The sequence below is a fragment of the Streptomyces sp. NPDC017202 genome, from assembly GCF_044331705.1.
Taxonomy (GTDB): Bacteria; Actinomycetota; Actinomycetes; order Streptomycetales; family Streptomycetaceae; genus Streptomyces.
In genome coordinates this window covers 16,610-37,877 of the sequence record NZ_JBIRNP010000005.1, presented here as the reverse complement: position 1 = coordinate 37,877, position 21,268 = coordinate 16,610, and the positions used below count along the sequence as shown (strand labels likewise).

Sequence of the window (21,268 nt, the reverse complement as noted above, 5' to 3'; positions counted from 1 at the left end):
GGCGGTCGCCGACCCGGCGCCGCCGCTGGTACGTTGACGCCCATGTTCCTCTTCCTGGCGTAGGGCACGCCCCGCCACGGACCGGCCGCACCGGCCACCGTGGCCGCAGGCGTCCCCTTCTCCCGCCTCACGTCGAGGAACTCACCCGTGTCTGCGCCCCTTCCGCGGCCGACCTATGCCGCCGTGCTCCGCGTCCCGCACGCCCGCCGCACCTTCGCCGCCGCCCTCCTCGGACGGCTCGCGTACGGTCTCGTCCCCTTCTCCCTCCTCCTCGCCACGGTCCGCGCCACCGGCTCCTACGCCGTCGCCGGCACCGTCCTCGCCCTCTTCGGCACCTCGGCCGTCCTCCTGATGCCGCTGCGCGCGTCCCTCGTCGACCGCCACGGCCCCCGGCGCACCCTGCCGCCCATGACCGCCGCGTACGCCGTCCTGCTGACCGCGCTCTCCGCCGCGACCTGGCGGACGGGAGCCCAGCCGATGGTGCTCGGCGCCCTCGCCGCGCTCGCCGGAGCCTGCGCGCCCCCGCTCGGACCCGTCATGCGCGCGGTGTGGGCCGACCTCGCCCGGGACCGGCGGCTGGTGCAGCGGGCCTACAGCCTCGACGGCGTCGCCGAGGAACTGCTGTACGTCTCCGGCCCGGTGCTGGTGGGGGTCCTGGTGCGGTTCGCGCCGCCCGCGGCGGGGGTGCTGCTCGGCGCCGTGCTGATCGCGGGCGGGACCCTGGCCTTCGTGGCCTCCCCGCCGCTGCGGGCGGTCCGGGTGCCGGCGGCCGGACGCCCGCCGGGCCGGCAGCGCCTCGGCCGGGGCCTGCGCGGGCCGGTCCTGGTGGCCGCCGGGGCAGGCACCGCGCTCAGCGCCGTCGACCTGTTCGTCACCGCGTACGCCGAGGACGGCGGGTACGGCGGCGACGGGGCCGCCTGGACCCTGGCCGCGCTGTCCGCGGGCAGCGCGGCCGGCGGCCTCCTCAACGGCGCGGTCGACTGGCGTACGCCCGCCCGTGCGAGGCTGCCGCGGCTGGCGGCGGCCCTGGGGCTGAGCCTGGCCTGCGCGGGCCTGGCCCCGGACCTGTGGACCCTCGCCGCGGCGGTGGCCTGCGCCGGGATCTTCGTCGCCCCGATCCTGACGACGGCCTATCTCGTCGCCGACGAGACGGCGGCGCCGGGCGCCCGGACCGGTGCCGGCGCCTGGATCAACACCGGCGTGAACGCGGGAAGCTCCCTCGGCTCGGCGACCTCGGGCCTCCTGCTCGGCCACGCGCCGCTCGCGGTGTGCTTCGCGGCGGCGGGCGGTGTCGCCCTGCTGGCCGCGGCGGCCGGGCGGGGCCGCTGAGGGCCCGGCCGACCCTCGTTCTCACGCCCACGGTCCCCGGGACGCCGGAAGGCGGAGCCCCGTTCGGGCTCCGCCTTCCACGGGTCCGGGTTCTTCCGGCCGGACCGGGCCCGGCCTTGTCCACCGGACGAGGGGCCCGCTCAGGGGCGTCCCCGCTGCTCGCGGAGGTGGTCCGCGATGGGCGTCAGGGCCTTGTCGAGTTCCGCCAGCGCATCGGGGGAGAGGAGGTCGATGAAGTGCCGCCGCACGGACGCCACGTGGTGGGGTGCCACCTTCCGCATCGTCTCCATGCCGTGCTCGGTGAGGACCGCGAACAGACCTCGGCGGTCGGACTCGCAGTTCTCACGGCGCACCAGGTCGGCGTTCTCCATGCGGGTGATTTGGTGCGAGAGCCGGCTCTTGGACTGGAGGGTGGCGGACGCGAGGTCGCTCATCCGCATCCGGACGTCCTCCGACTCGGACAGATTCACCAGGATCTCGTAGTCGTTCATGGTCAGTCCGAACGGCTGAAGATCCTTTTCGAGCTGGTACGTCAACAGCCTGTTGACCTCCAGGTGGGTGCGCCAGGCGCACTGCTCCGCTTCGGTCAGCCAGCGCGTGGCCGTGTCGGTCTCCATAAATGAAGTCTACCTAAAATGTTGAAAGGCGAACTAGTAAGGGTGGTGTGACAGTGCGCACGCGTTCGACGTCACACTCCGCAGACTACCGCTCACAGCCCGAAGCGACGCTGGAGGTCTCCCAGCTGTCCGGGAAGGCGCGGTGCGCCCGCTTGACCTCCGAAGCCGCCCGCCCCACCGCCGCCGGGCACCCCCGGCTCGGGTGGAACCGCTCCCGTGGCCTGCTCGGCCATGAGCGTCTCGGTGGACTGGAGCAGCACCGTGCCGGCGCCCACGAACTCGAACTGGTGCTCCTCCCCGGAAGCCCCGCCCAGGCCCGTCAGCGCACGTAGGCCGCCCATCACGCCCGTCATGTACCCGTGGTCGTAGTGATGGCACGGGGACGGGCAGTCGGCCCAGCCGACGAGCGCCTGCGGGTCCACCCGGATCGGGGGTTCCATGAACACCACCGGGCCGTTAGATGCGGCGACGAACTTGCCGGTTCCGATCAGCGTCAGAAAACCCGGAACGATCGACTGCTTGAGCGCGAGAGTTGGCTGAAAAGCGAGCAGATTGCCCGAGCGAATGGTCAGGTTGCCGTCTTCGAGGTCGTACGAGTTCACGTCGAAGGCCCGGTCGGCGAGGAGCATCTTGCCCGAACCCTCCGCCACGACCCAGTCGCTCGCGTGCAGAGGCGAATGGAACGACGTGCGCACCAGGCGGTCCAGCCGGCCGTGTCCGACGCCGTTGAAGTCGATCGAGCCGTAGTAGGCGATCATCTTCCCCTTCTGCAGGAACCACTGGCTCCCCTTCAACTCCACGCAGAAGGTGTACGCGTTCACGTTGTCGTCGGCCGGCAGGGTCATGGGGTCGAGGACGGCGGGGCCGGTGCCCGGGTAGGTGGTCACAGCTTCTCCTCGGACGCCTGGACGTACACCGTGCCGCTGCCGCTCAGTTCCAGCTGGAACGCCTCCCCGGAACCGCGGCCCACCATGTCCCGCCAACCGAGGGCGGTCGACAGCTTGTTGCGCACGTCACCGTGGTGGGCGACGTAGGCCTGCGGGTCGACGTGGACCGGGCGCTGGGGGGTGATGGGGACCTCGAAGACGCCGCCGTGGGCCATCACGGCGACCGAGCCGTGGCCCGCCAGCGTCGTGGTGAACAGGCCCTGGCCGCTGATCTGGCCGCGGACCATGCCCATGACGCCGCCCTGGGAGCCCATGAACATGGTGCCCTGCTGCAGGGTGCCCTCGAAGGCGAGGAGGCGGTCCGCCTCGACGTGGAGCGTCTCGCCGGTGAGGCTGATGATCTGGACGTGGTGGCCGCCGTGCCCGAACAGGACCGTGCCGCTGCCCTCGACGGACATCAGGGGCGTGTCCTCGTTCGCCAGGCGGCGGCCGATCATCGACATCACACCGCCCTGACCGCCCTGCATGTTCGGGGTGAAGGACACCTCGCCCCGGTACGCGAGCATCGCGCCGCGCTGACTGAACAAACGCCGGCCGGGCACCACGGTCGCCTCGACCATCTTGGAGTTGATCTCGCGGAAGGACATGTCACACGTCCCCCGCGATCGTGTTCCGCTCGCTGGGCTGGACGTACACCAGGCCGTCCCCCTCGAAGCGGATCTGGAAGGCCTCGCCGCCGCCCTCGCCCATCAGGGTGCGGAACGTCACACCGGACTGGAAGGACTGCCGGACGTCGCCCTGGTGGGCGACGTACGCCCCCGGGTCCACGGTCAGCGGGAACTGCGGGCTCACCCGGAGCACCACCGCCGGACCGTCCGAGGTGATCGCCGCCTGGCCGTGTCCCTCGACGGTCGTCGTGAACAGCCCGTTGCCCTGCGAGGCGCCGCGCAGGCCGGTGAAGGACGTGCCCGTCCTCAGCCCCGCGTCCGTCGCGAGCAGATTGCTCGACTCCACGTACAGCTTGTCCCCCTGGAGACTCACGAGGTTGATCTCGGAGGCGCGGTCCGCGAACCAGCAGGTCCCCTGCCCCCGCACCTCCATCACGGTCATCTGCTCGCCGGTGAGTCGCCGGGTCACCATCCCCCGCAGTCCCTCGCCGCCGCCGCTCATCTTCTTGAAGGCCATCTGCCCGTCGTACGCGACCATCGAGCCGTTCTTCGCCTTGACGGCGTCCCCGGTCATGTCGACGGCGAGCACCTTGCTGCCTTGGAGTCGAAACATCGCCACGCTGCGAAGGTAGCCTCTGGGACGTCGCGCCGACAGGGCCTCCGGGTGGAGATCGTCCCTGAATGGACCCTTAGGGCCCGCCCGGCGTGATCCGCCGTTCAGGGGCTCCGGGGACCGTCGGCCGGGGCCGCGCCCCGCCCGGCCCCCGCCGCACCCCGCCCGGCTCGCCGCCGCGTCCGTTTGTCACAATGGGCGCACGCTTGTGCGTGCGTTCACAAACGACCGGATCAGCACCGCATCTCCCACCGAAGGTGACCCGTGGACCTCAAGACAGCCTCCGCCCTCCGCCGACTCCGCCTGGTCTCCGCACCCGAGGCGGTCTCGTTCCTGCTGCTGCTCGTCTGCTCGGTGCTCAAGCGCACGACGGACTTCAACGCGGTGCCGGTGATGGGCGCGGTCCACGGCCTGCTGTTCGTGCTGTACGTGATCTTCTGGGCGGACGCCTGGAACCGCGCCAAGTGGCCCCTGCGCACCGCCGCCCTCTACTTCGTCCTCTCGGTCCTGCCGGCCGGCGGCTTCTTCGCCGAGCGCAGGCTCCGCCGTGAGGCCGAGGACGCGGTCATCGCCTCCCGCGCCCGGCGCGAGGGCGTGGTGGAGGCGTCGTGATCGTCGCCTTCTCCGTCACCCCGCTCGGCGTCGGCGAGGACGTCGGGGAGTACGTCGCCGACGCCGTCCGGGTGGTCCGCGAGTCCGGTCTGCCCCACCGCACCGACGCCATGTTCACGTCCATCGAGGGCGAGTGGGACGAGGTCATGGACGTCGTCAAGCGGGCCGTCGCCGCGGTCGAGGCACGGGCGCCGCGCGTCTCCCTGGTCCTCAAGGCCGACCTCCGCCCCGGCGTGACGGACGGCCTGACCTCGAAGGTGGAGACCGTCGAGCGGCATCTCGCCCCGCGGGGGGAGTAGCGACGGCCGGCCCGCCGGGCCGGCCTCACCGCTTCCCCGACGCCCGCCGCAGATACTGCCGCACCGCCCGCTGGGCCACCGGCCCCAGCTCCTCCAGCGCGCCCACCAGCAGGCCGAGCTGCTCCAGCGCGTCCAGCGCCGACGCGGCGCCCGCGCCGTCGACCCCCTCGTACAGCTCGATGCCGACGAACGAGGCGGCGACCGCGCGGGCCAGCCCGGCCGGGTCGGTGAACTCGCGGAACGGCGTCCCCGCGAGCACCCGGTCCAGCACCTTCTCGATCTCCACGATCCACAGGTCGAGCCCCGCCGCCGTGGCCGGGCCGAGCACGGCGTGGGTCTGCGCGCCGGCCAGCAACTGGCCCAGCAGCATCACCTGGCCCCCCACCCGTTCCTGCTCGTGGATCTCCCGCCCGAGGGCGAGCAGTTCGGACAGCGTGCCGACCGCCGCGAAGCGGTCCCGGTAACGCGACACCGACCGCTCCGCGCCGTACCGGCAGGCCGCCGCGAGCAGTTCGTCCACCGAGCCGAAGTGGTAGAAGACCAGGGCCTGGTTGACCCCCGCGGCCGCCGCGACCGTACGGGCCGACGTCTTCGCGATGCCCTGCTCGGTGAGCGTGCGCAGCGCCCCGTCGAGCAGTTTCGTCTTCGTCTCCAGGGACCTGGCGGTCTCCGGGGATCTGGTGGTCTCCGGGGTCACGCGCGGGCCTCCTCGCGCACCGGCCGCAGTCCCGGCCGCACGCCGCGGGCGCGGACGTCCGCGTACGTGGCGGTGAAGGAGCCCTCGTAGCCGAACAGCGGGCCGACGTGGCGGTTCACCACCCGCACGCGGATCCGGAACCGTCCCGTCGTGTCGTCGTACGACTCCCGTACCTCCGCCCTCGCCCCGATCAGTTCCGGCACGCGCGCGTCGACCACGCCCTCCCGGAACCGGTGGGTGCCCGAGCGGATCAGCAGGGAGCCGTCCGGCTCGGCGTGGAAGTGCAGGTCGGTGGCGAGGTGCTGGTGGGTGCCCAGGTAGTCGAGGACGCGGTCGCCCCTCGGACCGAGCACCATCTGGGCGTCGAACCGGCGGGCCCGGCCGGGCAGGTCGAAGGTACGCACGAAGCTCACCGTCTCACGGCCGAAGGAGTCGGTGTACGGCACGTTCTCGATGACGAACGGCACCGCGCGTCCCGTGCGCGGGACGAGGATGTTGCGGGTGCCGCCCAGCGCCAGGAACGGCTTCACGAACGCCCCGCCGTGCCAGATGCGGTCCATCACGCCCCGGCCCGTGCAGGCCTCCCCGCTCGCCAGCCCCACCGAGAAGCGGCGTTGCAGCTGCGGGTGCAGCCGGTCGAAGCCGGCTCCCATCGCCGTGCGGAAGATCGAGGTCATCGCGGACTCTCCAGGGTGCGCAGGAGGCGGGGGGCACGCGCGCGTGCTGGTGGGGTGCGCAGGCAGCGGCGGGCGGCCGGGGTGCAGGCGAGGGGCGAGGCGAACAGGGCGAGGCAGACCACGACGCTCAGCAGCAGGGGGAGCAGGTACGCCGTCGACGCGGCGAACGGCCCCAGCAGGCGCAGGAACGACTCCCACCCGAGGCCCGTGCAGGCGACGGCGACGACGACGGCGCGCAGGGCCAGCTCCGCGAGCCAGTTGCACAGGGCGCGCTCCGGTGTGATGCCCCGCTCCAGCCAGAGCCGCAGCCGGTCGAAGGACCACGCCGTCGCCCAGCCCATCAACGGACGGAACACCAGCCGGTCGGCAAGCGCGCCGAAGGCGCCCCACCGGGGACGGTAGTCGTAGCCGGTGAGGAAGCGGACGCCGTCGCCGTCGGGGACGTAACGCCAGTAGCCGCTGCCCTCGGCGAGCAGCGAGAGCGGGTGCGGGGACGCGAAGCGCAGGGCGGAGGTGCGGGTGCCGTCCGGGCGCTCCCGTTCCCCCGCCGAGACGCCCGTGCCCGCGACGGTCAGGAGCGGCAGCACGCGCGTGGCGTACCGGAACCGCTGCGGCTCGCCCTCCGCGCGCGGGAGGTGGGTGATCTCGGTGAAGCGGAGGTCCCAGCGCTGGTGCCGCGCCGGGTCCTGGGTGCGGGTCCACAGCTCGTCCAGGTCGGCGCGGATGCGTGCCTCGACATACAGCCCCATGCGAATCCCCCCGGATCGGGCCGGTGTTTGAGCGTTCGCTCAACACTCCGGGAGCGAAGGTACACGTGTTTGAGCAGTCGCTCAACAGGGGGCGGTGAACGGGATCGCGGGCCTCGGGACGGCTGACCTTCCCGGGAATCGATCACGTCCCGTCCGAAGGCCGGGCCTGCACGCGGAGGCGAAGTGGCAGCGCGGCGCGGGCCGGCGAGGGTGGCGGCGGCCGTGGGGAGGGCGGCCGCGACGGCCGTGTCACTGGCGGCGCTGAACGGCGGCGCCCCGGTGCCGCGCGCGGGCGCCTGCGCCCTCACGTCCGGCGCGCTGACCCCCGACGACCTGCCGGCCGGGTCCTCCGTGCTGGACTGCGCGGCCGTCGGCCGCCTCGTCACCCACGCCGGAGCCGGCGTCACCGTCCCCGAACCCGGCACGACGGTGAGCGTCGACGCCCTCACGCAGGACGGCTCCGCGCACGGCTTCACCCTGGCGGTGGCCGCCGACGGCACGGTCTCCTACGACCTGACCGGCACCGGGGCCCGGGCGACCGCCCCCGACCCCGACCAGGCGCACGCCACCGACCAGGCGCACGCCACCGACCAGGCGCACGCCACCGACCAGGCGCACGCCGCCGCGGCCGCCCCCGGCCGGGCCGCCCCCGGCCGGGCGCGGGCCGCGTGCGCCGACGGCGCCCACGCCACCGCCGACCACAAGGTGATACGACACCCACGAGGCCGGGCACGTCTTCGGCCTGGCCCACGTCGGCCGGGGCCACGAGAGCCAGACGATGTTCACCCGCTCCTTCGCCTGCTCCACCGCTGCCCGCACGCTGGGCCGGGGCGACGTCCTCGGCCTGCGCGCCCTGTACTGACCCGGTCCGACGCGGCCCCGGTGGACCGAGGACCGAGACGGGGCTGACCGCGATATGACCGACGGGTAGGGTCTGGTGCCGTGCCGAAGCCGTCCAGCCTTTCCTTCGACCCCATCGCCCGCGCCGACGAGCTCTGGAAGCAGCGCTGGGGAAACGTGCCGTCCATGGCCGCGATCACCTCGATCATGCGCGCCCACCAGATCCTCCTCGCCGAGGTCGACGCGGTGGTCAAGCCGTACGGGCTGACCTTCGCGCGCTACGAGGCCCTGGTGCTGCTCACCTTCTCCAAGGAGGGGGAGCTGACGATGTCGAAGATCGGCGAACGCCTCCAGGTGCACCCCACCTCCGTGACGAACACCGTCGACCGCCTGGTGAGATCCGGTCTCGTCGCCAAGCGCCCCAACCCCAACGACGGCCGCGGCACCCTCGCCACCATCACCGACAAGGGCCGCGAGGTCGTCGAGGCGGCCACCCGCGACCTGATGGCCATGGACTTCGGCCTCGGCGTGTACGACGCCGAGGAGTGCGGGGAGATCTTCGCGATGCTGCGCCCCCTGCGCGTGGCGGCCCACGACTTCGACGAGGACTGAACCGGGACCGAACGCAGGAGCGACCCGGGGCAAGATCGCCCGGAACGCCTGGTTACGCTCGACGGCATGAAGAAGAGCGTGCTGACCCGCTACCGCGTCATGGCCTATGTCACCGGTGTGCTCCTGGTCCTGCTGTGCCTGTGCATGATCGGTAAATACGCCTTGAACCTGGACGGTGCCGCGGACGCCACCCGGGTCGTCTCCATCGCCCACGGCTGGCTCTACGTCGTCTACCTCGTCTTCGCCTTCGACCTGGGCTCCAAGGCCAGGTGGCCGGTCCGCAAGCAGCTCTGGGTGCTGCTGGCCGGGACCGTCCCGACGGCCGCGTTCTTCGTGGAGCGGAACGTCACGCGCGAGCTGGAGACCAAGGCCGCCGAGGAAGCGCCGGCGGTCGCCAAGGCGTAACCCCTCACCGCCGTACACAGGTGTACGGCGGTCTCCCATCGACATTTACTAGGACGTCCTAGTAAATTCGAGTGTATGCACGCTGACGCCATCGAGGAGGGCCGCCGACGCTGGCAGGCCCGGTACGACGCCGCGCGTAAGCGCGACGCAGACTTCACCACGCTCTCCGGCGATCCCGTGGAGCCGGTGTACGGGCCCCGGCCCGGGGACGCCTACGAGGGCTTCGAGCGGATCGGCTGGCCCGGGGAGTACCCCTACACCCGCGGGCTGTACCCGACCGGCTACCGGGGGCGCACCTGGACCATCCGGCAGTTCGCCGGGTTCGGGAACGCCGAGCAGACCAACGAGCGCTACAAGATGATCCTCGCCAACGGCGGCGGGGGCCTCTCCGTCGCCTTCGACATGCCGACCCTCATGGGCCGCGACTCCGACGACCCGCGCTCGCTCGGCGAGGTCGGGCACTGCGGGGTCGCCATCGACTCCGCGGCCGACATGGAGGTGCTCTTCAAGGACATCCCCCTCGGGGACGTCACCACCTCGATGACCATCAGCGGACCGGCCGTACCGGTCTTCTGCATGTACCTCGTCGCCGCCGAACGGCAGGGCGTCGACCCGGCCGTCCTCAACGGCACCCTCCAGACCGACATCTTCAAGGAGTACATCGCGCAGAAGGAGTGGCTCTTCCAGCCCGAGCCCCACCTGCGCCTGATCGGCGACCTCATGGAGTACTGCGCCGCCGGCATCCCCGACTACAAGCCGCTCTCCGTCTCCGGCTACCACATCCGCGAGGCCGGCTCGACGGCCGCGCAGGAGCTGGCGTACACGCTGGCGGACGGCTTCGGGTACGTCGAACTGGGGCTCAGCCGCGGGCTGGACGTCGACGTGTTCGCCCCCGGCCTGTCCTTCTTCTTCGACGCGCACCTCGACTTCTTCGAGGAGATCGCCAAGTTCCGCGCCGCGCGCAGGATCTGGGCCAGGTGGATGCGGGACGTCTACGGGGCCACGTCCGAGAAGGCCCAGTGGCTGCGGTTCCACACGCAGACCGCCGGCGTCTCCCTGACCGCCCAGCAGCCGTACAACAACGTGGTGCGCACGGCCGTGGAGGCGCTCGCCGCCGTGCTCGGGGGCACCAACTCGCTGCACACCAACGCCCTGGACGAGACCCTCGCGCTGCCCTCGGAGCAGGCGGCCGAGATCGCGCTGCGCACGCAGCAGGTGCTGATGGAGGAGACCGGCGTCGCCAACGTCGCGGACCCGCTGGGCGGTTCCTGGTACGTCGAGCAGCTGACCGACCGCATCGAGGCCGACGCCGAGAAGATCTTCGAGCGGATCAAGGAGCGGGGGCTGCGGGCGCACCCCGACGGGAAGCACCCCATCGGGCCCGTCACGTCCGGGATCCTGCGGGGCATCGAGGACGGCTGGTTCACCGGGGAGATCGCGGAGTCCGCGTTCCGGTACCAGCAGGCGCTGGAGAAGGGCGAGAAGCGGGTCGTCGGGGTCAACGCGCACACCGGATCGGTGACCGGGGACCTGGAGATCCTGCGGGTCAGCCACGAGGTGGAGCGGGAGCAGGTGCGGACGCTGGGCGCCCGCCGGGCCGTCCGGGACGAATCGGCCGTGCGGGCCGCGCTGGACGCGATGCTGGCGGCCGCGCGGGACGGGTCCAACATGATCGGGCCGATGCTGGACGCGGTGCGGGCGGAGGCGACCCTGGGGGAGATCTGCGGGGTGCTGCGGGAGGAGTGGGGGGTGTACACGGAGCCCGCGGGGTTCTAGGACGGAGCCCGCGGGGTTCTAGGACGGAGTCCGGGGGCGGGCGGCCGGGGGTTCCTCCTCGCCGCCCGCCCCCTTCCCGTCCTCAGGCACCGGACGGGCCGGCCTCGGCCGGGGGGCCCGCCAGGCCGTGCAGCAGCAGCCGGGTGAAGTCCCCCACCCACTCCTCGTCCGCCGGTTCCGCGCTGACCAGGGTGCGGTGGACCACCGCACCCGCGACCACGTCGAAGATCAGGTCGATCGTGCGGGCCGCTTCCGCCGGGTCCGTCTCCGGCGGGAGTTCCCCCCTGGTCTGCGCGCGGGCCCGGCCCTCCAGGACCAGGTCCTTCTGGGGGTCCACGATGGACGCGCGGATGCGTTCGCGCAGGGCGTCGTCGCGGGTGGACTCCGCGACCACCGCCATCAGGCCGCTCCTGGCCTCCGGGCGGGCGAGGATCGCCGCGAACTGCAGGACCACGCCCTCGATGTCGGCGGCCAGACTGCCCCGGTCGGGGAGTTCGAGCTCGCCGAAGAGTTCCGCGACCGCGTCCACGACCAGTTCGTTCTTGCCGGACCAGCGGCGGTAGAGCGTCGTCTTGGCCACTTTGGCCCGGGTCGCCACGTCCCCCAGCGTGAGCTTGGACCAGCCGAGCTCGACCAGTGCCTGCCGGGTCGCGGCCAGGATCGCGGTGTCGGCGGCGGCGCTGCGCGGGCGTCCGGTACGGCCGGCTGGCGTGCGACTCTGCATCCTCCGACCATATCCGGCCGTTCTGCGCGGTCGTGAGGGAGATCACCGGGACGGGGCGGCGGGAAGGGGCCCCGCGGTATTACGCTACGACTCGTAGCGAAAGCTCGTGAACGGACGTACGCGAGCCGCGGCCGGACGGCGCGGGGTGGGGACCCCGGCGCTCATTTCCGATCGCTTTTCACGCACGCGCGCGGACGGGGGAGGATAGACGCATGCAGCCACGGAACATGTCCATGAGCGGAGTCGTCGACCTCGCCGCGGTGAAGGCGGCCCAGGAGGCCAAGGCGAAGGCGGAGCAGGCGCGAGCCGAAGCCGCCCGGCAGGGCGGGACGGGGGCGGTGTCGCCCGCGGACCTCGTCATCGACGTCGATGAGGCAGGGTTCGAGCGGGACGTCCTCCAGCGGTCCGCGGAGGTCCCGGTCGTCATCGACTTCTGGGCCGAGTGGTGCCAGCCCTGCAAGCAGCTCAGCCCGGTGCTGGAGCGGCTCGCCGTCGAGTACGACGGGCGGTTCCTGCTCGCCAAGATCGACGTCGACGCCAACCAGATGCTGATGCAGCAGTTCGGGGTGCAGGGCATCCCGGCCGTCTTCGCCGTCGTCGCGGGGCAGGCGCTGCCGCTCTTCCAGGGAGCCGCCGCCGAGACGCAGATCCGCCAGACCCTCGACCAGCTCGTCCAGGTCGCCGAGCAGCGCTTCGGCCTGACCGGCCTCACCGTCGACCCCGAGGCCCGGCCGGGCGAGCGCGAAGAGGCCGCCGAGACGCCGGCCGGCCCCTACGACGCCCTGCTGGAGGCCGCCGTACAGGCCCTGGACGCGGGGGACTTCGGCGGGGCGGTGCGCGCGTACCAGAACGTGCTGACCGACGACCCCGGCAACACCGAGGCCAAACTCGGTCTCGCGCAGGCCGAGTTGCTGCACCGGGTGCAGGAGATGGACCCGCAGCAGGTGCGCAGGGACGCCGCCGACAAGCCGGGTGACGCGCGGGCGCAAATCGCCGCCGCCGACCTCGACCTGGTGGGCGGGCACGTCGAGGACGCCTTCGGGCGGCTCATCGACACCGTCGCCCGCACGGCCGGTGACGAGCGGGACGCCGCACGACTGCGGCTGATCGAACTGTTCGAGGTGGTCGGACCCGACGACCCGCGGGTGGCGGCGGCGCGCAGGGCGCTGGCCCGCGCTCTCTTCTAGCGGGGCGGGCGCCCGGTTCTGACCAGTCGCTAAACATCGGAGCCGGTGGCGCCCAAGGGTGGAAGTTCAGCCGACACGGTTCCGTCGCGGCCGCGCTTTGCCAAATCTTGGTAATCGCGGCCGCTGTTACTGGCAGTAAGTCAGGGCCGTTGTTCTGTCGGATTCTGTCCAGCGATCAACAGTTTTGTCCTGGGCATGGCTGCCACCGAGCGTCGCCGGTCGAGACCGGTGGGTCGTTGTTCGGTTATCCGGCCGTTACTAGCGAGTAACGAACCCCCTTGTGCGGGCGGCGAGAATGCACCACGATCGGCCACGCTCGGTCCGTTCCCGTACCCCGACAGCCGGTTGGGTCAACGGGTTTTCCTGGGTCCCCACCGAGCAGAGACGACGGCAGCAGTGACGTCGGCTCTTGGGCAGGGGGGTCTTCGCCACGGCGAAGCCTGTCCAGCAAGGTTGTGCGTGATGCGTGTCAGGCGCGACCAGTGGTTGTCGCTCGGGGGTGATCGCCGGTGATTCGGGCGCGGTTCGCGCCACCGAGTGCAGGCGCTCCCCTTCCCGAGGACGTAGCACTTCTCCCATCCCTGCCCGGCTGAGCCGCCGTTCCGGGGGCGAGTCAGGGCCAGGAGATGTACGTCCGAGAAGGAGGAAATATGGAGTCCCAGGTGCGTGGCGGGACCAGATGGAAGCGGTTCGCTGTGGTCATGGTGCCCAGCGTCGCCGCCACGGCGTGCATAGGCGTCGCCCTCGCGCAGGGTGCGCTCGCCGCGTCGTTCAGCGTTTCGGGTCAGTCGTTCAAGGTCACCGCGGACAAGCTCGTCGGTACGGGCTTCTCGCAGTACGGCGCGATCGACTCGGGCTACACCCTCGACGGCAAGAAGACGGCTCACGCCGTCGCCGTCTCCGGGTTCAAGAGCGCGTCGATCACGAACATGTGCCAGTCCGTGGTCACGCCGAACATCCCGCTGCTCGGCTCGGTCAGCCTCACGCTGAAGGCAGGCGGTGGCGACACCCCGGTCCAGGCCGAGAACCTCTTCATCGACGTCGAGGACCTCGCGGCCGACGCGACGTTCAAGAACATCGACATCGGTGTGGCCGCCAAGGACCTGAAGAAGGGTCCGGGCATCAAGGACGGCGACACCGCGAACCCGTTCGGGTTCGCGCAGGAGGCCGAGTCGGCCGTCCTGACCGACGTGAAGCAGACGGCGTGGGCCACCACCGCCGGAACCTTCAAGCTCAGCGGCCTGAAGATGTCGCTGTCGACGGGTGTCAAGGAGTGCTACTAAGCACTCTCTGACGGGCGGGGGAGCCGGTGGCGCCCCCGCCCGTCCAGTCTCACCCGTCCGGACCGGAGCACCCGTCCCGTCGTGGGCGCCGGTCCCCCTCGCAGGACAACCACCACAGCAACGCCGCACCAGGGAGCTGTTTTCCATGAGCGCCGAGACCCCTGCCGCCCCCGGCCAGTTCGACCACCGGAGGCAGCAGTTCCGCGCCTGGCGGGGCACGAGGCCGTTCTGGGCCGGCCTGTTCGTTCTCATCAGCGGGCTCCCCATCGCCTACTTCCCGTACGCGCACCTCCAGATCGGCCACCTCACGCTGGCGATGGCGACCACCGCCGGCGCCGGCTCGCTGATCATCGGTGTGCTGCTGGTGGTGCTGGGCGTGAGCCTGTGGTTCCAGAAGCACGTACGGGTCTTCGCGGGTGTCGCGGCGATCCTGCTGGGACTGGTCTCCATCCCGGTGTCCAACCTCGGCGGCTTCCTCGTCGGTTTCCTCTTCGCCCTGATCGGCGGAGCGATGGCCATTTCCTGGGCGCCGGGCGCACCGCCGGCGGAGCAGGCGCCGGGCAGCAACCCGGGCACGGGCACGACGCCCGCGGCCGCCTTCCCGCAGGGGACGGGAGCCGCCCCGGCGGGTCCCACCGAGAACCCCTACAGCACGGGGCCGGCCCTCACCAAGGACACCGGCGGCACGGACGAGCCGAACGAACTGTCAGGAACGAGCCCGGCGAACGGGGCGAACGGGAGGCACAGTGCCGGCTGACGAGGTGACCACCGGGAGCGGTGTGGACGCTGCCCGCGTGAGAACCGGGCCGCGCCACGCGGCACCCAAGAAGCCGCTGTTCACCAGGTTCCACATGCCGGCCGGCAAGGCGATAGCCCTGGCGGCCATGCCGACCGCGGTCCTCATGGGCATGGGGTTCACACCGACCCTCGCCAACGCCGAGGACCAGCCGGCGTCCAAGAGCCTCACCGTCGACGAGTACAAGGACTGTGTCGCGGCCCTGGAGGACGCGCAGGACGCCTCCGCGTCACCCTCGCCGTCCGCCTCGCAGAGCGCGGACGAGTCCGCGGACGACACGAAGGACGACACGCAGGACGGCTCCGAGGACGGCTCCAAGGACGAGGAGACCGGCGGTACTTCGGGCTCCTCCGGCGGCACGGGCGACTCCACTTCGCCGGATTCAGGTTCCGGCGACGCGGCCGAGCCCACCCCGGCGGCCTCGGCCGAGGCTTCCGAGCCGCAGAAGTCCGAGACCTCCGCCGACACCCCGACGGCCGACACCCCGACGGCCGCCCCCTCGCCGTCCGCGACCGACAAGAACCTGCTGGAGACGATCGGCGACACGATCACCGATCTCTTCGACGGCAAGGACGCCACCGGGACGGCCACCGCGAGCCCGACCCCGTCGGCCTCCGAGACCGCGTCGACGGGCACCGGCGACACGGCGACGGACCCGGGATCCGACACCGGGTCGGCGGACTCCGGTTCGGCCGGCCCCGGCAAGGACACCACCGACGCCGCCGGCGACGCCGTGAAGGACACCGCCGACACGGCGGGCGACACGGTGGCGGACACCGGGAAGAAGGCGGAGGAGACGGCAGCGGACGCCGCCGACGCCGCCGACGCCGCCGAGGCCACCGCCTCGCCGAGCCCGTCCGAGAGCGCCGCGACCGACGTGGACGACTGCCCGGTCGCCACCGAGGACGAGAGCGGCATCGACAACAAGACGCCGCTGCCGGACGACCCGTGGTACCTCAACGCCAGCTCGCTGCTCCTCAAGGGCGCCGACTACCAGGGCATCGTCGAGGTGAAGACGGCCAACGGGACCAGGAAGAAGGTCCTGAAGTACGTCATCTCCGAGGGCACCGACATCGGCGACCTGCACCAGACGGTCAGCGACAAGCAGGCGGGCGTGACCTACCACGTCCAGGCCGGCTCGGGCACGACGTCGACCATCCGCAACGGCGACACGGTCATGTACACCGAGAGCATCTCGGGGAACCTGTTCGGCCTGATCCCGGTGACGTTCGACCCGGAGAACCCGCCTCCGCTGAACATCCCGCTGATCTACTTCACCAAGGTGAAGGTCGTCCAGGCGGGCCAGTTCGGCGGCGACCTCCACATACCGGGGATGCACCTCTACAACACCAAGTAGCCGTCCCCCGCAGTCCCTTCCGGGAGCCGCACAACGCCTGAGGGCGCCCCCTGAACCAGGGGGCGCCCTCAGCGCCGTCCGTACGGCGGCCGGCCGCGGGCCGGACCGGGTCAGTCGCGGGCGCCCTGGCCCAGGTGGTGGACGCGGACCATGTTGGTGGTGCCGGGGACGCCGGGGGGCGAGCCGGCGGTGATGACCACGGTCTCACCCGGGTTGAAGCGGTTGAGCTTGAGGATCTCCTGGTCCACCAGCTCGACCATCTCGTCGGTGCTGTTCACGAACGGCACGATGTGCGACTCGACGCCCCAGCTGAGCGCCAGCTGGTTGCGGGTGCCCTCGTCGGTGGTGAAGGCGATGATCGGCTGGGTCGCGCGGTAGCGCGAGAGACGGCGGGCGGTGTCACCGGACTGGGTGAACGCCACCAGGCCCCGGCCGCCGAGGAAGTCGGCGATCTCGCACGCGGCACGCGCGATCGAACCGCCCTGCGTGCGCGGCTTCTTGCCCGGCACGAGCGGCTGGAGGCCCTTGGCGAGCAGCTCCGTCTCGGCCGCGGCGACGATCTTCGACATCGTCTTCACGGTCTCGATCGGGTACGCGCCCACGCTCGACTCGGCGGACAGCATGACCGCGTCCGCGCCGTCCAGGATCGCGTTGGCCACGTCGGAGGCCTCGGCGCGGGTCGGACGGGAGTTGGTGATCATCGACTCCATCATCTGGGTCGCCACGATCACCGGCTTGGCGTTGCGGCGGCACAGCTCGATGAGCCGCTTCTGCACCATGGGGACCTTCTCGAGCGGGTACTCGACGGCCAGGTCGCCACGGGCGACCATCACGCCGTCGAACGCCATCACGACGTCCTCCATGTTCTCCACCGCCTGGGGCTTCTCCACCTTGGCGATGACGGGGACGCGGCGGCCCTCCTCGTCCATGACGCGGTGCACGTCCTGGACGTCCTTGGCGTCGCGGACGAAGGACAGCGCGACCAGGTCGGCGCCCATGCGCAGCGCGAACCGCAGGTCCTCGATGTCCTTCTCGCTCAGCGCGGGCACGTTGACGGCCGTGCCGGGCAGGTTGATGCCCTTGTGGTCGGAGATGACACCGCCCTCGATGACGATCGTCCGCACCCGCGGGCCCTCGACGTCCAGGACCTTCAGCTCGACGTTGCCGTCGTTGATGAGGATCTGGTCGCCGCGCGAGACGTCGCCGGGCAGCCCCTTGTAGGTGGTGCCGCAGATCGTCTTGTCGCCGGGCACGTCATCGGTGGTGATGGTGAACTCGTCACCGCGCACCAGCTCGACCGGCCCCTCGGCGAAGGTCTCGAGGCGGATCTTCGGGCCCTGGAGGTCGGCGAGGACACCGATGGACCGGCCGGTCTCCTTGGCGGCGGCCCGGACCCGGTCGTACCGGCCCTGGTGCTCGGCGTGCGAGCCGTGGCTGAAGTTGAAGCGGGCCACGTTCATGCCGGCCTCGATCAGCGACACGAGCATTTCGTGGGAGTCGACCGCGGGGCCGAGAGTACAGACGATTTTCGAACGGCGCATGGGGCGATCCTATCGGTTTGTTTCGCTGCGGAATATTCCGTCTGGCGGAAGATACAAATGGGCGGGAACGCGCTCAGTTGCCTTCCTGCTCAGTTGCCACGCGGCGGAGCCGCATATCGATTCCGCTCGACCAGCGCGTAGGTCTGCGTGGCGATCTCCAGTTCCTCGTCCGTGGGCACCACGGCGACCTTCACCCGCGCGTCCGCGGGCGAGATCAGCCGCGACCGGTCACTCCGTACGGCGTTCAGTCCGTCGTCGACGGCCAGACCCAGGGTCTCCAGGCCCGCCACCGCCGCCGCGCGCACCCGCGCCGCGTTCTCGCCGACCCCGGCGGTGAACGCCACCGCGTCCACCCGGCCCAGCACGGCGTAATAGGCGCCGATGTACTTCTTCAGACGGTGAATGTAGATGTCGAAGGCGAGCTTCGCCTGTTCGTCGCCCTCGTCGATCCGCCGCCCGATCTCCCGCATGTCGTTGTCGCCGCACAGGCCGATCAGGCCGCTCTTCTTGTTGAGGAGAGTGTCGATTTCGTCGATGGACATTCCGCCAACACGTGCCAAATGGAAGATGACGGCCGGATCGGCGTCTCCGGAGCGGGTGCCCATGACGAGGCCCTCGAGCGGGGTGAGGCCCATCGAGGTGTCGACGCACTTCCCGCCCCGCACGGCGGAGGCGGACGCGCCGTTGCCGAGGTGCAGCACGATGACGTTCACCTCCTCCGGCGCCCTGCCCAGCAGTTCCGCGGTGGCGCGGGAGACGTACGCGTGCGAGGTGCCGTGGAAGCCGTAGCGGCGGATGCGGTGCTCGTCGGCGGTCCGCACGTCGATCGCGTAGCGCGCCGCCGACTCCGGCATCGTGGTGTGGAAGGCGGTGTCGAAGACGGCGACCTGCGGCAGGTCCGGGCGCAGCGCCCGCGCCGTGCGGATCCCGGTCAGGTTGGCCGGGTTGTGCAGCGGCGCCACCGGGATCAGCCGCTCGATCTCCGCGAGCACCCTCTCGTCGATCACGGTCGGCTCGGTGAAGTGCTTGCCGCCGTGCACCACCCGGTGCCCGATCGCCGCCAACTCCGGGGAGTCCAGGCCCAGTCCGTCCTTGGCCAGTTCCTCGGCGACGGCCTTGAGGGCCGCGTCGTGGTCGGCGACGGGCCCGCTCCACTCGCGGGACACGCCCGTCGCGAGCGGCGTGTGCCGCAGCCGCGAGGTCTGCTCGCCGATGCGTTCGACGAGCCCCTGCGCCAGCCGGCTGCGGTCGCTCATGTCGAGCAGCTGGTACTTCACCGAGGAGGAACCGGAGTTCAGGACGAGGACGCGCGTGCCGCTCACTGCTGGGAGACCTTCTGCTCGGAGGACTGGGCCTGGATCGCCGTGATGGCGACGGTGTTCACGATGTCCTGGACGAGGGCGCCGCGGGACAGGTCGTTGACCGGCTTGCGCAACCCCTGGAGCACCGGGCCGACCGCGATCGCGCCCGCCGACCGCTGCACGGCCTTGTAGGTGTTGTTGCCGGTGTTGAGGTCGGGGAAGATCAGCACGCTGGCCTGGCCCGCCACCTCGGAGCCCGGCAGCTTGGTCGCCGCGACCGTCGGCTCCACGGCCGCGTCGTACTGGATCGGCCCCTCGATCTTCAGGTCGGGACGCCGCCGCCGCACCAGCTCCGTCGCCTCGCGCACCTTGTCGACGTCGGCGCCCGAACCGGAGGTGCCCGTGGAGTACGACAGCATGGCGATCCGCGGCTCCACGCCGAACTGCGCGGCGGTCGCCGCCGCCTGGACGGCGATGTCGGCGAGCTGCTCGGCGTCCGGGTCGGGGTTGACCGCGCAGTCGCCGTAGACGAGGACCTTGTCGGCGAGGCACATGAAGAACACGGACGAGACGATGTCGGCGTCCGGCTTGGTCTTGATGATCTCGAAGGCGGGCCGGATCGTCGCGGCCGTGGAGTGCACGGAGCCCGACACCATGCCGTCGGCGAGGCCCTCCTGGACCATCAGTGTGCCGAAGTAGTTCACGTCGGAGACGACGTCGTACGCCAGCTCCACCGTGACGCCCTTGTGGGCGCGCAGGCCCGCGTACTTCTCGGCGAAGGAGTCGCGCAGCTCGCTGGTGGCCGGGTCGATCAGCTGGCAGCCGTCCAGGTCGATGCCGAGGTCGGCGGCCTTCTTGCGGATCTGGTCGACCGGGCCGAGGAGCGTCAGGTCGCACACCCCGCGGCGCAGCAGGACCTCGGCCGCGTGCAGCACCCGCTCCTCGGTGCCCTCCGGCAGGACGACCCGGCGGCGGTCGGAGCGGGCCTGCTCCAGCAGCTTGTGCTCGAACATCATCGGCGTGACGCGGTCGCTGCTCGGCGCGGAGACGCGGTCCAGCAGGCCGGCGGTGTCGACGTGCCGCTCGAAGAGACCGAGCGCGGTCTCCGCCTTGCGCGGGGTGGCCGCGTTGAGCTTGCCCTCCAGGGAGAACAGCTGCTCGGCCGTGGGGAAGCTGTTGCCGGCCACCGACAGCACGGGCGTGCCGGGCGCCAGGCGGGCGGCGAGCGTGAGGACCTCCTGGCTCGGCACCTCGCCCAGAGTGAGCAGCACGCCCGCTATCGGCGGGGTGCCGGCGCTGTGCGCGGCGAGCGAGCCGACGACCAGGTCGGCCCGGTCGCCGGGGGTGACGACCAGGCAGCCGGGCGTCAGCGCGTGCAGGAAGTTCGGCAGCATGGCACCGCCGAAGACGAAGCCGAGGGCGTCGCGGGCCAGGCCCGAGTCGTCGCCGAGCAGCACCTTCGCGCCCAGGGCGGTGCTGACCTGGGCGACCGTCGGCGCCGACAGGGCGGGCTCGTCGGGCAGCACGTAACAGGGCACCGGCAGCCGGGAGGAGAGCTTCGCGGCGATCTCCTCGCGGTCCTCGCGGGCGACCCGGTTGGCGATCATGGCGAGGACGTCGCAGCCCAGGCCGACGTAGGCGCGGTAGGCGTTGCGGGTCTCGGCGCGCACCGACTCCGCGCTCTGCCCGCGGCCGCCGACGACGGGGATCACGGAGGCGCCGAACTCGTTCGCCAGGCGCGCGTTGAGGGAGAGCTCGTCCGGGAACTGCGTGTCGGCGTAGTCGGTGCCGAGGACCAGGACGACGTCGTAGTCCCGGGCGACCTGGTGGAAGCGGTCCACGAGCGTGGACACCAGCTCGTCGACGCCCCGCTCGGCCTGGAGGGCGGACGCCTCGTGGTAGTCCATGCCGTACACGGTCCCCGGGTCCTGCGCCAGCCGGTAGCGGGCCCGCAGCAGGTCGAACAGGCGGTCCGGCCCGTCGTGGACCAGGGGGCGGAAGACGCCCACCCGGTCGACCTGACGGGTCAGGAGCTCCATGACCCCCAGCTCCACGACCTGGCGGCCGTCGCCGCGGTCGATCCCGGTCACGTACACGCTGCGCGTCACGCGTGCTCTCCGTTCCTTCTGTGAGGCCGTTCGGCAGTCGGGCACCCGGCTTCCACCCGGCTTCCGCCCGGCTCATAAAAATCGCCCACCGAGGTGAGCAGAACCCTCTTGACAGTACCTCTGCCCACGGTTAAGGCGCCCGTCAGGAGACAGTCCCCTCGGGGACGTGGAACAATCGGCACTGGCTCAC

The 21,268-nt window shown here is 71.5% G+C and carries 22 protein-coding genes; 11 read left to right on the top strand and 11 right to left on the bottom strand.

Annotated elements, in window-relative coordinates:
• The first annotated feature begins 147 nt into the window (after positions 1 to 147).
• Positions 148 to 1,329: an MFS transporter gene (locus tag ACH4N1_RS12790; RefSeq protein WP_398096757.1), complete on the top strand. Its 1,182-nt coding sequence runs from the start codon at positions 148 to 150 to the stop codon at positions 1,327 to 1,329.
• A 140-nt stretch (positions 1,330 to 1,469) separates the two neighbouring features.
• Here ACH4N1_RS12790 and ACH4N1_RS12785 read toward each other — a convergent pair whose 3' ends face one another.
• From ACH4N1_RS12785 to ACH4N1_RS12770, 4 genes are all read right to left on the bottom strand, one after another.
• On the bottom strand, positions 1,470 to 1,946 hold the full coding sequence (locus tag ACH4N1_RS12785; RefSeq protein WP_398096755.1) for a MarR family winged helix-turn-helix transcriptional regulator: 477 nt from the start codon (positions 1,944 to 1,946) through the stop codon (positions 1,470 to 1,472).
• 92 nt (positions 1,947 to 2,038) lie between these two features.
• Positions 2,039 to 2,833 carry an AIM24 family protein gene (locus tag ACH4N1_RS12780; RefSeq protein ID WP_398096754.1) on the bottom strand — a complete coding sequence of 265 codons (795 nt, stop codon included), beginning with the start codon at positions 2,831 to 2,833 and terminating at the stop codon, positions 2,039 to 2,041.
• Positions 2,830 to 3,480 (bottom strand): AIM24 family protein, encoded by a 651-nt coding sequence (locus tag ACH4N1_RS12775; RefSeq protein WP_398096753.1) that lies wholly within the window; start codon positions 3,478 to 3,480, stop codon positions 2,830 to 2,832. The genes ACH4N1_RS12780 and ACH4N1_RS12775 overlap by 4 nt, the downstream gene beginning before the upstream one ends.
• A 1-nt stretch (position 3,481) precedes the next feature.
• Positions 3,482 to 4,114 (bottom strand): AIM24 family protein, encoded by a 633-nt coding sequence (locus ACH4N1_RS12770; RefSeq protein ID WP_382783919.1) that lies wholly within the window; start codon positions 4,112 to 4,114, stop codon positions 3,482 to 3,484.
• Between the two features lie 264 nt (positions 4,115 to 4,378).
• Here ACH4N1_RS12770 and ACH4N1_RS12765 point away from each other — a divergent pair, with 264 nt between their 5' ends.
• Both ACH4N1_RS12765 and ACH4N1_RS12760 read left to right on the top strand, forming a co-directional pair.
• A complete protein-coding gene (locus ACH4N1_RS12765; protein ID WP_398096751.1) occupies positions 4,379 to 4,726 on the top strand; it encodes a DUF3817 domain-containing protein in 348 nt (115 codons plus the stop codon).
• Complete coding sequence (locus ACH4N1_RS12760; RefSeq protein WP_398096750.1) at positions 4,723 to 5,025, top strand: MTH1187 family thiamine-binding protein; 303 nt, start codon at positions 4,723 to 4,725, stop codon at positions 5,023 to 5,025. The genes ACH4N1_RS12765 and ACH4N1_RS12760 overlap by 4 nt, the downstream gene beginning before the upstream one ends.
• A gap of 25 nt (positions 5,026 to 5,050) precedes the next feature.
• On the opposite strand, the gene ACH4N1_RS12755 is transcribed toward ACH4N1_RS12760, so the two are convergent.
• From ACH4N1_RS12755 to ACH4N1_RS12745, 3 genes are read right to left on the bottom strand one after another with little or no spacing between them, the layout of a single operon-like run.
• Positions 5,051 to 5,722, bottom strand: coding sequence for a TetR/AcrR family transcriptional regulator (locus tag ACH4N1_RS12755; RefSeq protein WP_398096748.1), 672 nt, complete (start codon positions 5,720 to 5,722; stop codon positions 5,051 to 5,053).
• Positions 5,719 to 6,399 (bottom strand): DUF4166 domain-containing protein, encoded by a 681-nt coding sequence (locus ACH4N1_RS12750; protein ID WP_398096747.1) that lies wholly within the window; start codon positions 6,397 to 6,399, stop codon positions 5,719 to 5,721. The genes ACH4N1_RS12755 and ACH4N1_RS12750 overlap by 4 nt, the downstream gene beginning before the upstream one ends.
• A complete protein-coding gene (locus tag ACH4N1_RS12745; protein WP_398096746.1) occupies positions 6,396 to 7,148 on the bottom strand; it encodes a hypothetical protein in 753 nt (250 codons plus the stop codon). Before ACH4N1_RS12745 ends, ACH4N1_RS12750 begins: the two co-directional genes overlap by 4 nt.
• Before the next feature lie 222 nt (positions 7,149 to 7,370).
• Between ACH4N1_RS12745 and ACH4N1_RS12740 the strand changes: the two genes are divergently transcribed.
• The 4 genes from ACH4N1_RS12740 (at position 7,371) to ACH4N1_RS12725 (ending at position 10,781) form a co-directional block, all read left to right on the top strand.
• Complete coding sequence (locus tag ACH4N1_RS12740; protein WP_398096744.1) at positions 7,371 to 8,057, top strand: hypothetical protein; 687 nt, start codon at positions 7,371 to 7,373, stop codon at positions 8,055 to 8,057.
• A gap of 33 nt (positions 8,058 to 8,090) precedes the next feature.
• Positions 8,091 to 8,600, top strand: coding sequence for a MarR family transcriptional regulator (locus tag ACH4N1_RS12735; protein WP_366057051.1), 510 nt, complete (start codon positions 8,091 to 8,093; stop codon positions 8,598 to 8,600).
• A gap of 66 nt (positions 8,601 to 8,666) precedes the next feature.
• A complete protein-coding gene (locus tag ACH4N1_RS12730; protein ID WP_398096742.1) occupies positions 8,667 to 9,005 on the top strand; it encodes a DUF3817 domain-containing protein in 339 nt (112 codons plus the stop codon).
• Positions 9,006 to 9,080: 75 nt separating this feature from the next.
• Positions 9,081 to 10,781: a methylmalonyl-CoA mutase gene (locus ACH4N1_RS12725; protein ID WP_398096741.1), complete on the top strand. Its 1,701-nt coding sequence runs from the start codon at positions 9,081 to 9,083 to the stop codon at positions 10,779 to 10,781.
• An 82-nt stretch (positions 10,782 to 10,863) separates the two neighbouring features.
• Here ACH4N1_RS12725 and ACH4N1_RS12720 read toward each other — a convergent pair whose 3' ends face one another.
• The gene (locus tag ACH4N1_RS12720) at positions 10,864 to 11,505 is read right to left on the bottom strand and encodes a TetR/AcrR family transcriptional regulator (RefSeq protein WP_398096740.1); all 642 of its coding nucleotides are present in this window, start codon (positions 11,503 to 11,505) and stop codon (positions 10,864 to 10,866) included.
• Positions 11,506 to 11,717: 212 nt separating this feature from the next.
• On the opposite strand from ACH4N1_RS12720, the gene ACH4N1_RS12715 reads away from it, so the two are divergent.
• The 4 genes from ACH4N1_RS12715 to ACH4N1_RS12700 all read left to right on the top strand — a co-directional run bounded on the left by ACH4N1_RS12715 (position 11,718) and on the right by ACH4N1_RS12700 (position 16,128).
• On the top strand, positions 11,718 to 12,692 hold the full coding sequence (locus ACH4N1_RS12715; RefSeq protein ID WP_398096739.1) for a tetratricopeptide repeat protein: 975 nt from the start codon (positions 11,718 to 11,720) through the stop codon (positions 12,690 to 12,692).
• Positions 12,693 to 13,342: 650 nt separating this feature from the next.
• Entirely contained in the window at positions 13,343 to 13,975 is a 633-nt protein-coding gene (locus ACH4N1_RS12710) for a DUF6230 family protein (RefSeq protein WP_398096737.1), read from the top strand.
• Positions 13,976 to 14,120: 145 nt separating this feature from the next.
• Positions 14,121 to 14,732, top strand: a complete 612-nt coding sequence (locus ACH4N1_RS12705; protein ID WP_398096735.1) for a DUF6114 domain-containing protein — start codon at positions 14,121 to 14,123, stop codon at positions 14,730 to 14,732.
• Positions 14,722 to 16,128, top strand: a complete 1,407-nt coding sequence (locus tag ACH4N1_RS12700) for a hypothetical protein (protein ID WP_398096733.1) — start codon at positions 14,722 to 14,724, stop codon at positions 16,126 to 16,128. The genes ACH4N1_RS12705 and ACH4N1_RS12700 overlap by 11 nt, the downstream gene beginning before the upstream one ends.
• Before the next feature lie 110 nt (positions 16,129 to 16,238).
• Here the strand turns inward: ACH4N1_RS12700 and pyk are convergent, their stop codons facing one another.
• The 3 genes from pyk to pta all read right to left on the bottom strand — a co-directional run bounded on the left by pyk (position 16,239) and on the right by pta (position 21,078).
• Positions 16,239 to 17,669 carry a pyruvate kinase gene (gene pyk, locus ACH4N1_RS12695; protein WP_398096731.1) on the bottom strand — a complete coding sequence of 477 codons (1,431 nt, stop codon included), beginning with the start codon at positions 17,667 to 17,669 and terminating at the stop codon, positions 16,239 to 16,241.
• Between the two features lie 89 nt (positions 17,670 to 17,758).
• A complete protein-coding gene (locus ACH4N1_RS12690; RefSeq protein ID WP_398096729.1) occupies positions 17,759 to 18,991 on the bottom strand; it encodes an acetate kinase in 1,233 nt (410 codons plus the stop codon).
• Positions 18,988 to 21,078, bottom strand: a complete 2,091-nt coding sequence (gene pta, locus ACH4N1_RS12685; RefSeq protein ID WP_398096727.1) for a phosphate acetyltransferase — start codon at positions 21,076 to 21,078, stop codon at positions 18,988 to 18,990. The genes ACH4N1_RS12690 and pta overlap by 4 nt, the downstream gene beginning before the upstream one ends.
• Positions 21,079 to 21,268 lie beyond the last annotated feature (190 nt).

Coding starts and splice junctions, on each gene's coding strand:
- ACH4N1_RS12785 (WP_398096755.1), bottom strand. CDS start 1,946: ATGGAGACCGACACGGCCACGCGCTGGCTGACCGAAGCGGAGCAGTGC.
- ACH4N1_RS12775 (WP_398096753.1), bottom strand. CDS start 3,480: ATGTCCTTCCGCGAGATCAACTCCAAGATGGTCGAGGCGACCGTGGTG.
- ACH4N1_RS12770 (WP_382783919.1), bottom strand. CDS start 4,114: ATGTTTCGACTCCAAGGCAGCAAGGTGCTCGCCGTCGACATGACCGGG.
- ACH4N1_RS12750 (WP_398096747.1), bottom strand. CDS start 6,399: ATGACCTCGATCTTCCGCACGGCGATGGGAGCCGGCTTCGACCGGCTG.
- ACH4N1_RS12745 (WP_398096746.1), bottom strand. CDS start 7,148: ATGGGGCTGTATGTCGAGGCACGCATCCGCGCCGACCTGGACGAGCTG.
- ACH4N1_RS12730 (WP_398096742.1), top strand. CDS start 8,667: ATGAAGAAGAGCGTGCTGACCCGCTACCGCGTCATGGCCTATGTCACC.
- ACH4N1_RS12725 (WP_398096741.1), top strand. CDS start 9,081: ATGCACGCTGACGCCATCGAGGAGGGCCGCCGACGCTGGCAGGCCCGG.
- ACH4N1_RS12720 (WP_398096740.1), bottom strand. CDS start 11,505: ATGCAGAGTCGCACGCCAGCCGGCCGTACCGGACGCCCGCGCAGCGCC.
- ACH4N1_RS12715 (WP_398096739.1), top strand. CDS start 11,718: ATGCAGCCACGGAACATGTCCATGAGCGGAGTCGTCGACCTCGCCGCG.
- ACH4N1_RS12710 (WP_398096737.1), top strand. CDS start 13,343: ATGGAGTCCCAGGTGCGTGGCGGGACCAGATGGAAGCGGTTCGCTGTG.
- ACH4N1_RS12705 (WP_398096735.1), top strand. CDS start 14,121: ATGAGCGCCGAGACCCCTGCCGCCCCCGGCCAGTTCGACCACCGGAGG.
- pyk (WP_398096731.1), bottom strand. CDS start 17,669: ATGCGCCGTTCGAAAATCGTCTGTACTCTCGGCCCCGCGGTCGACTCC.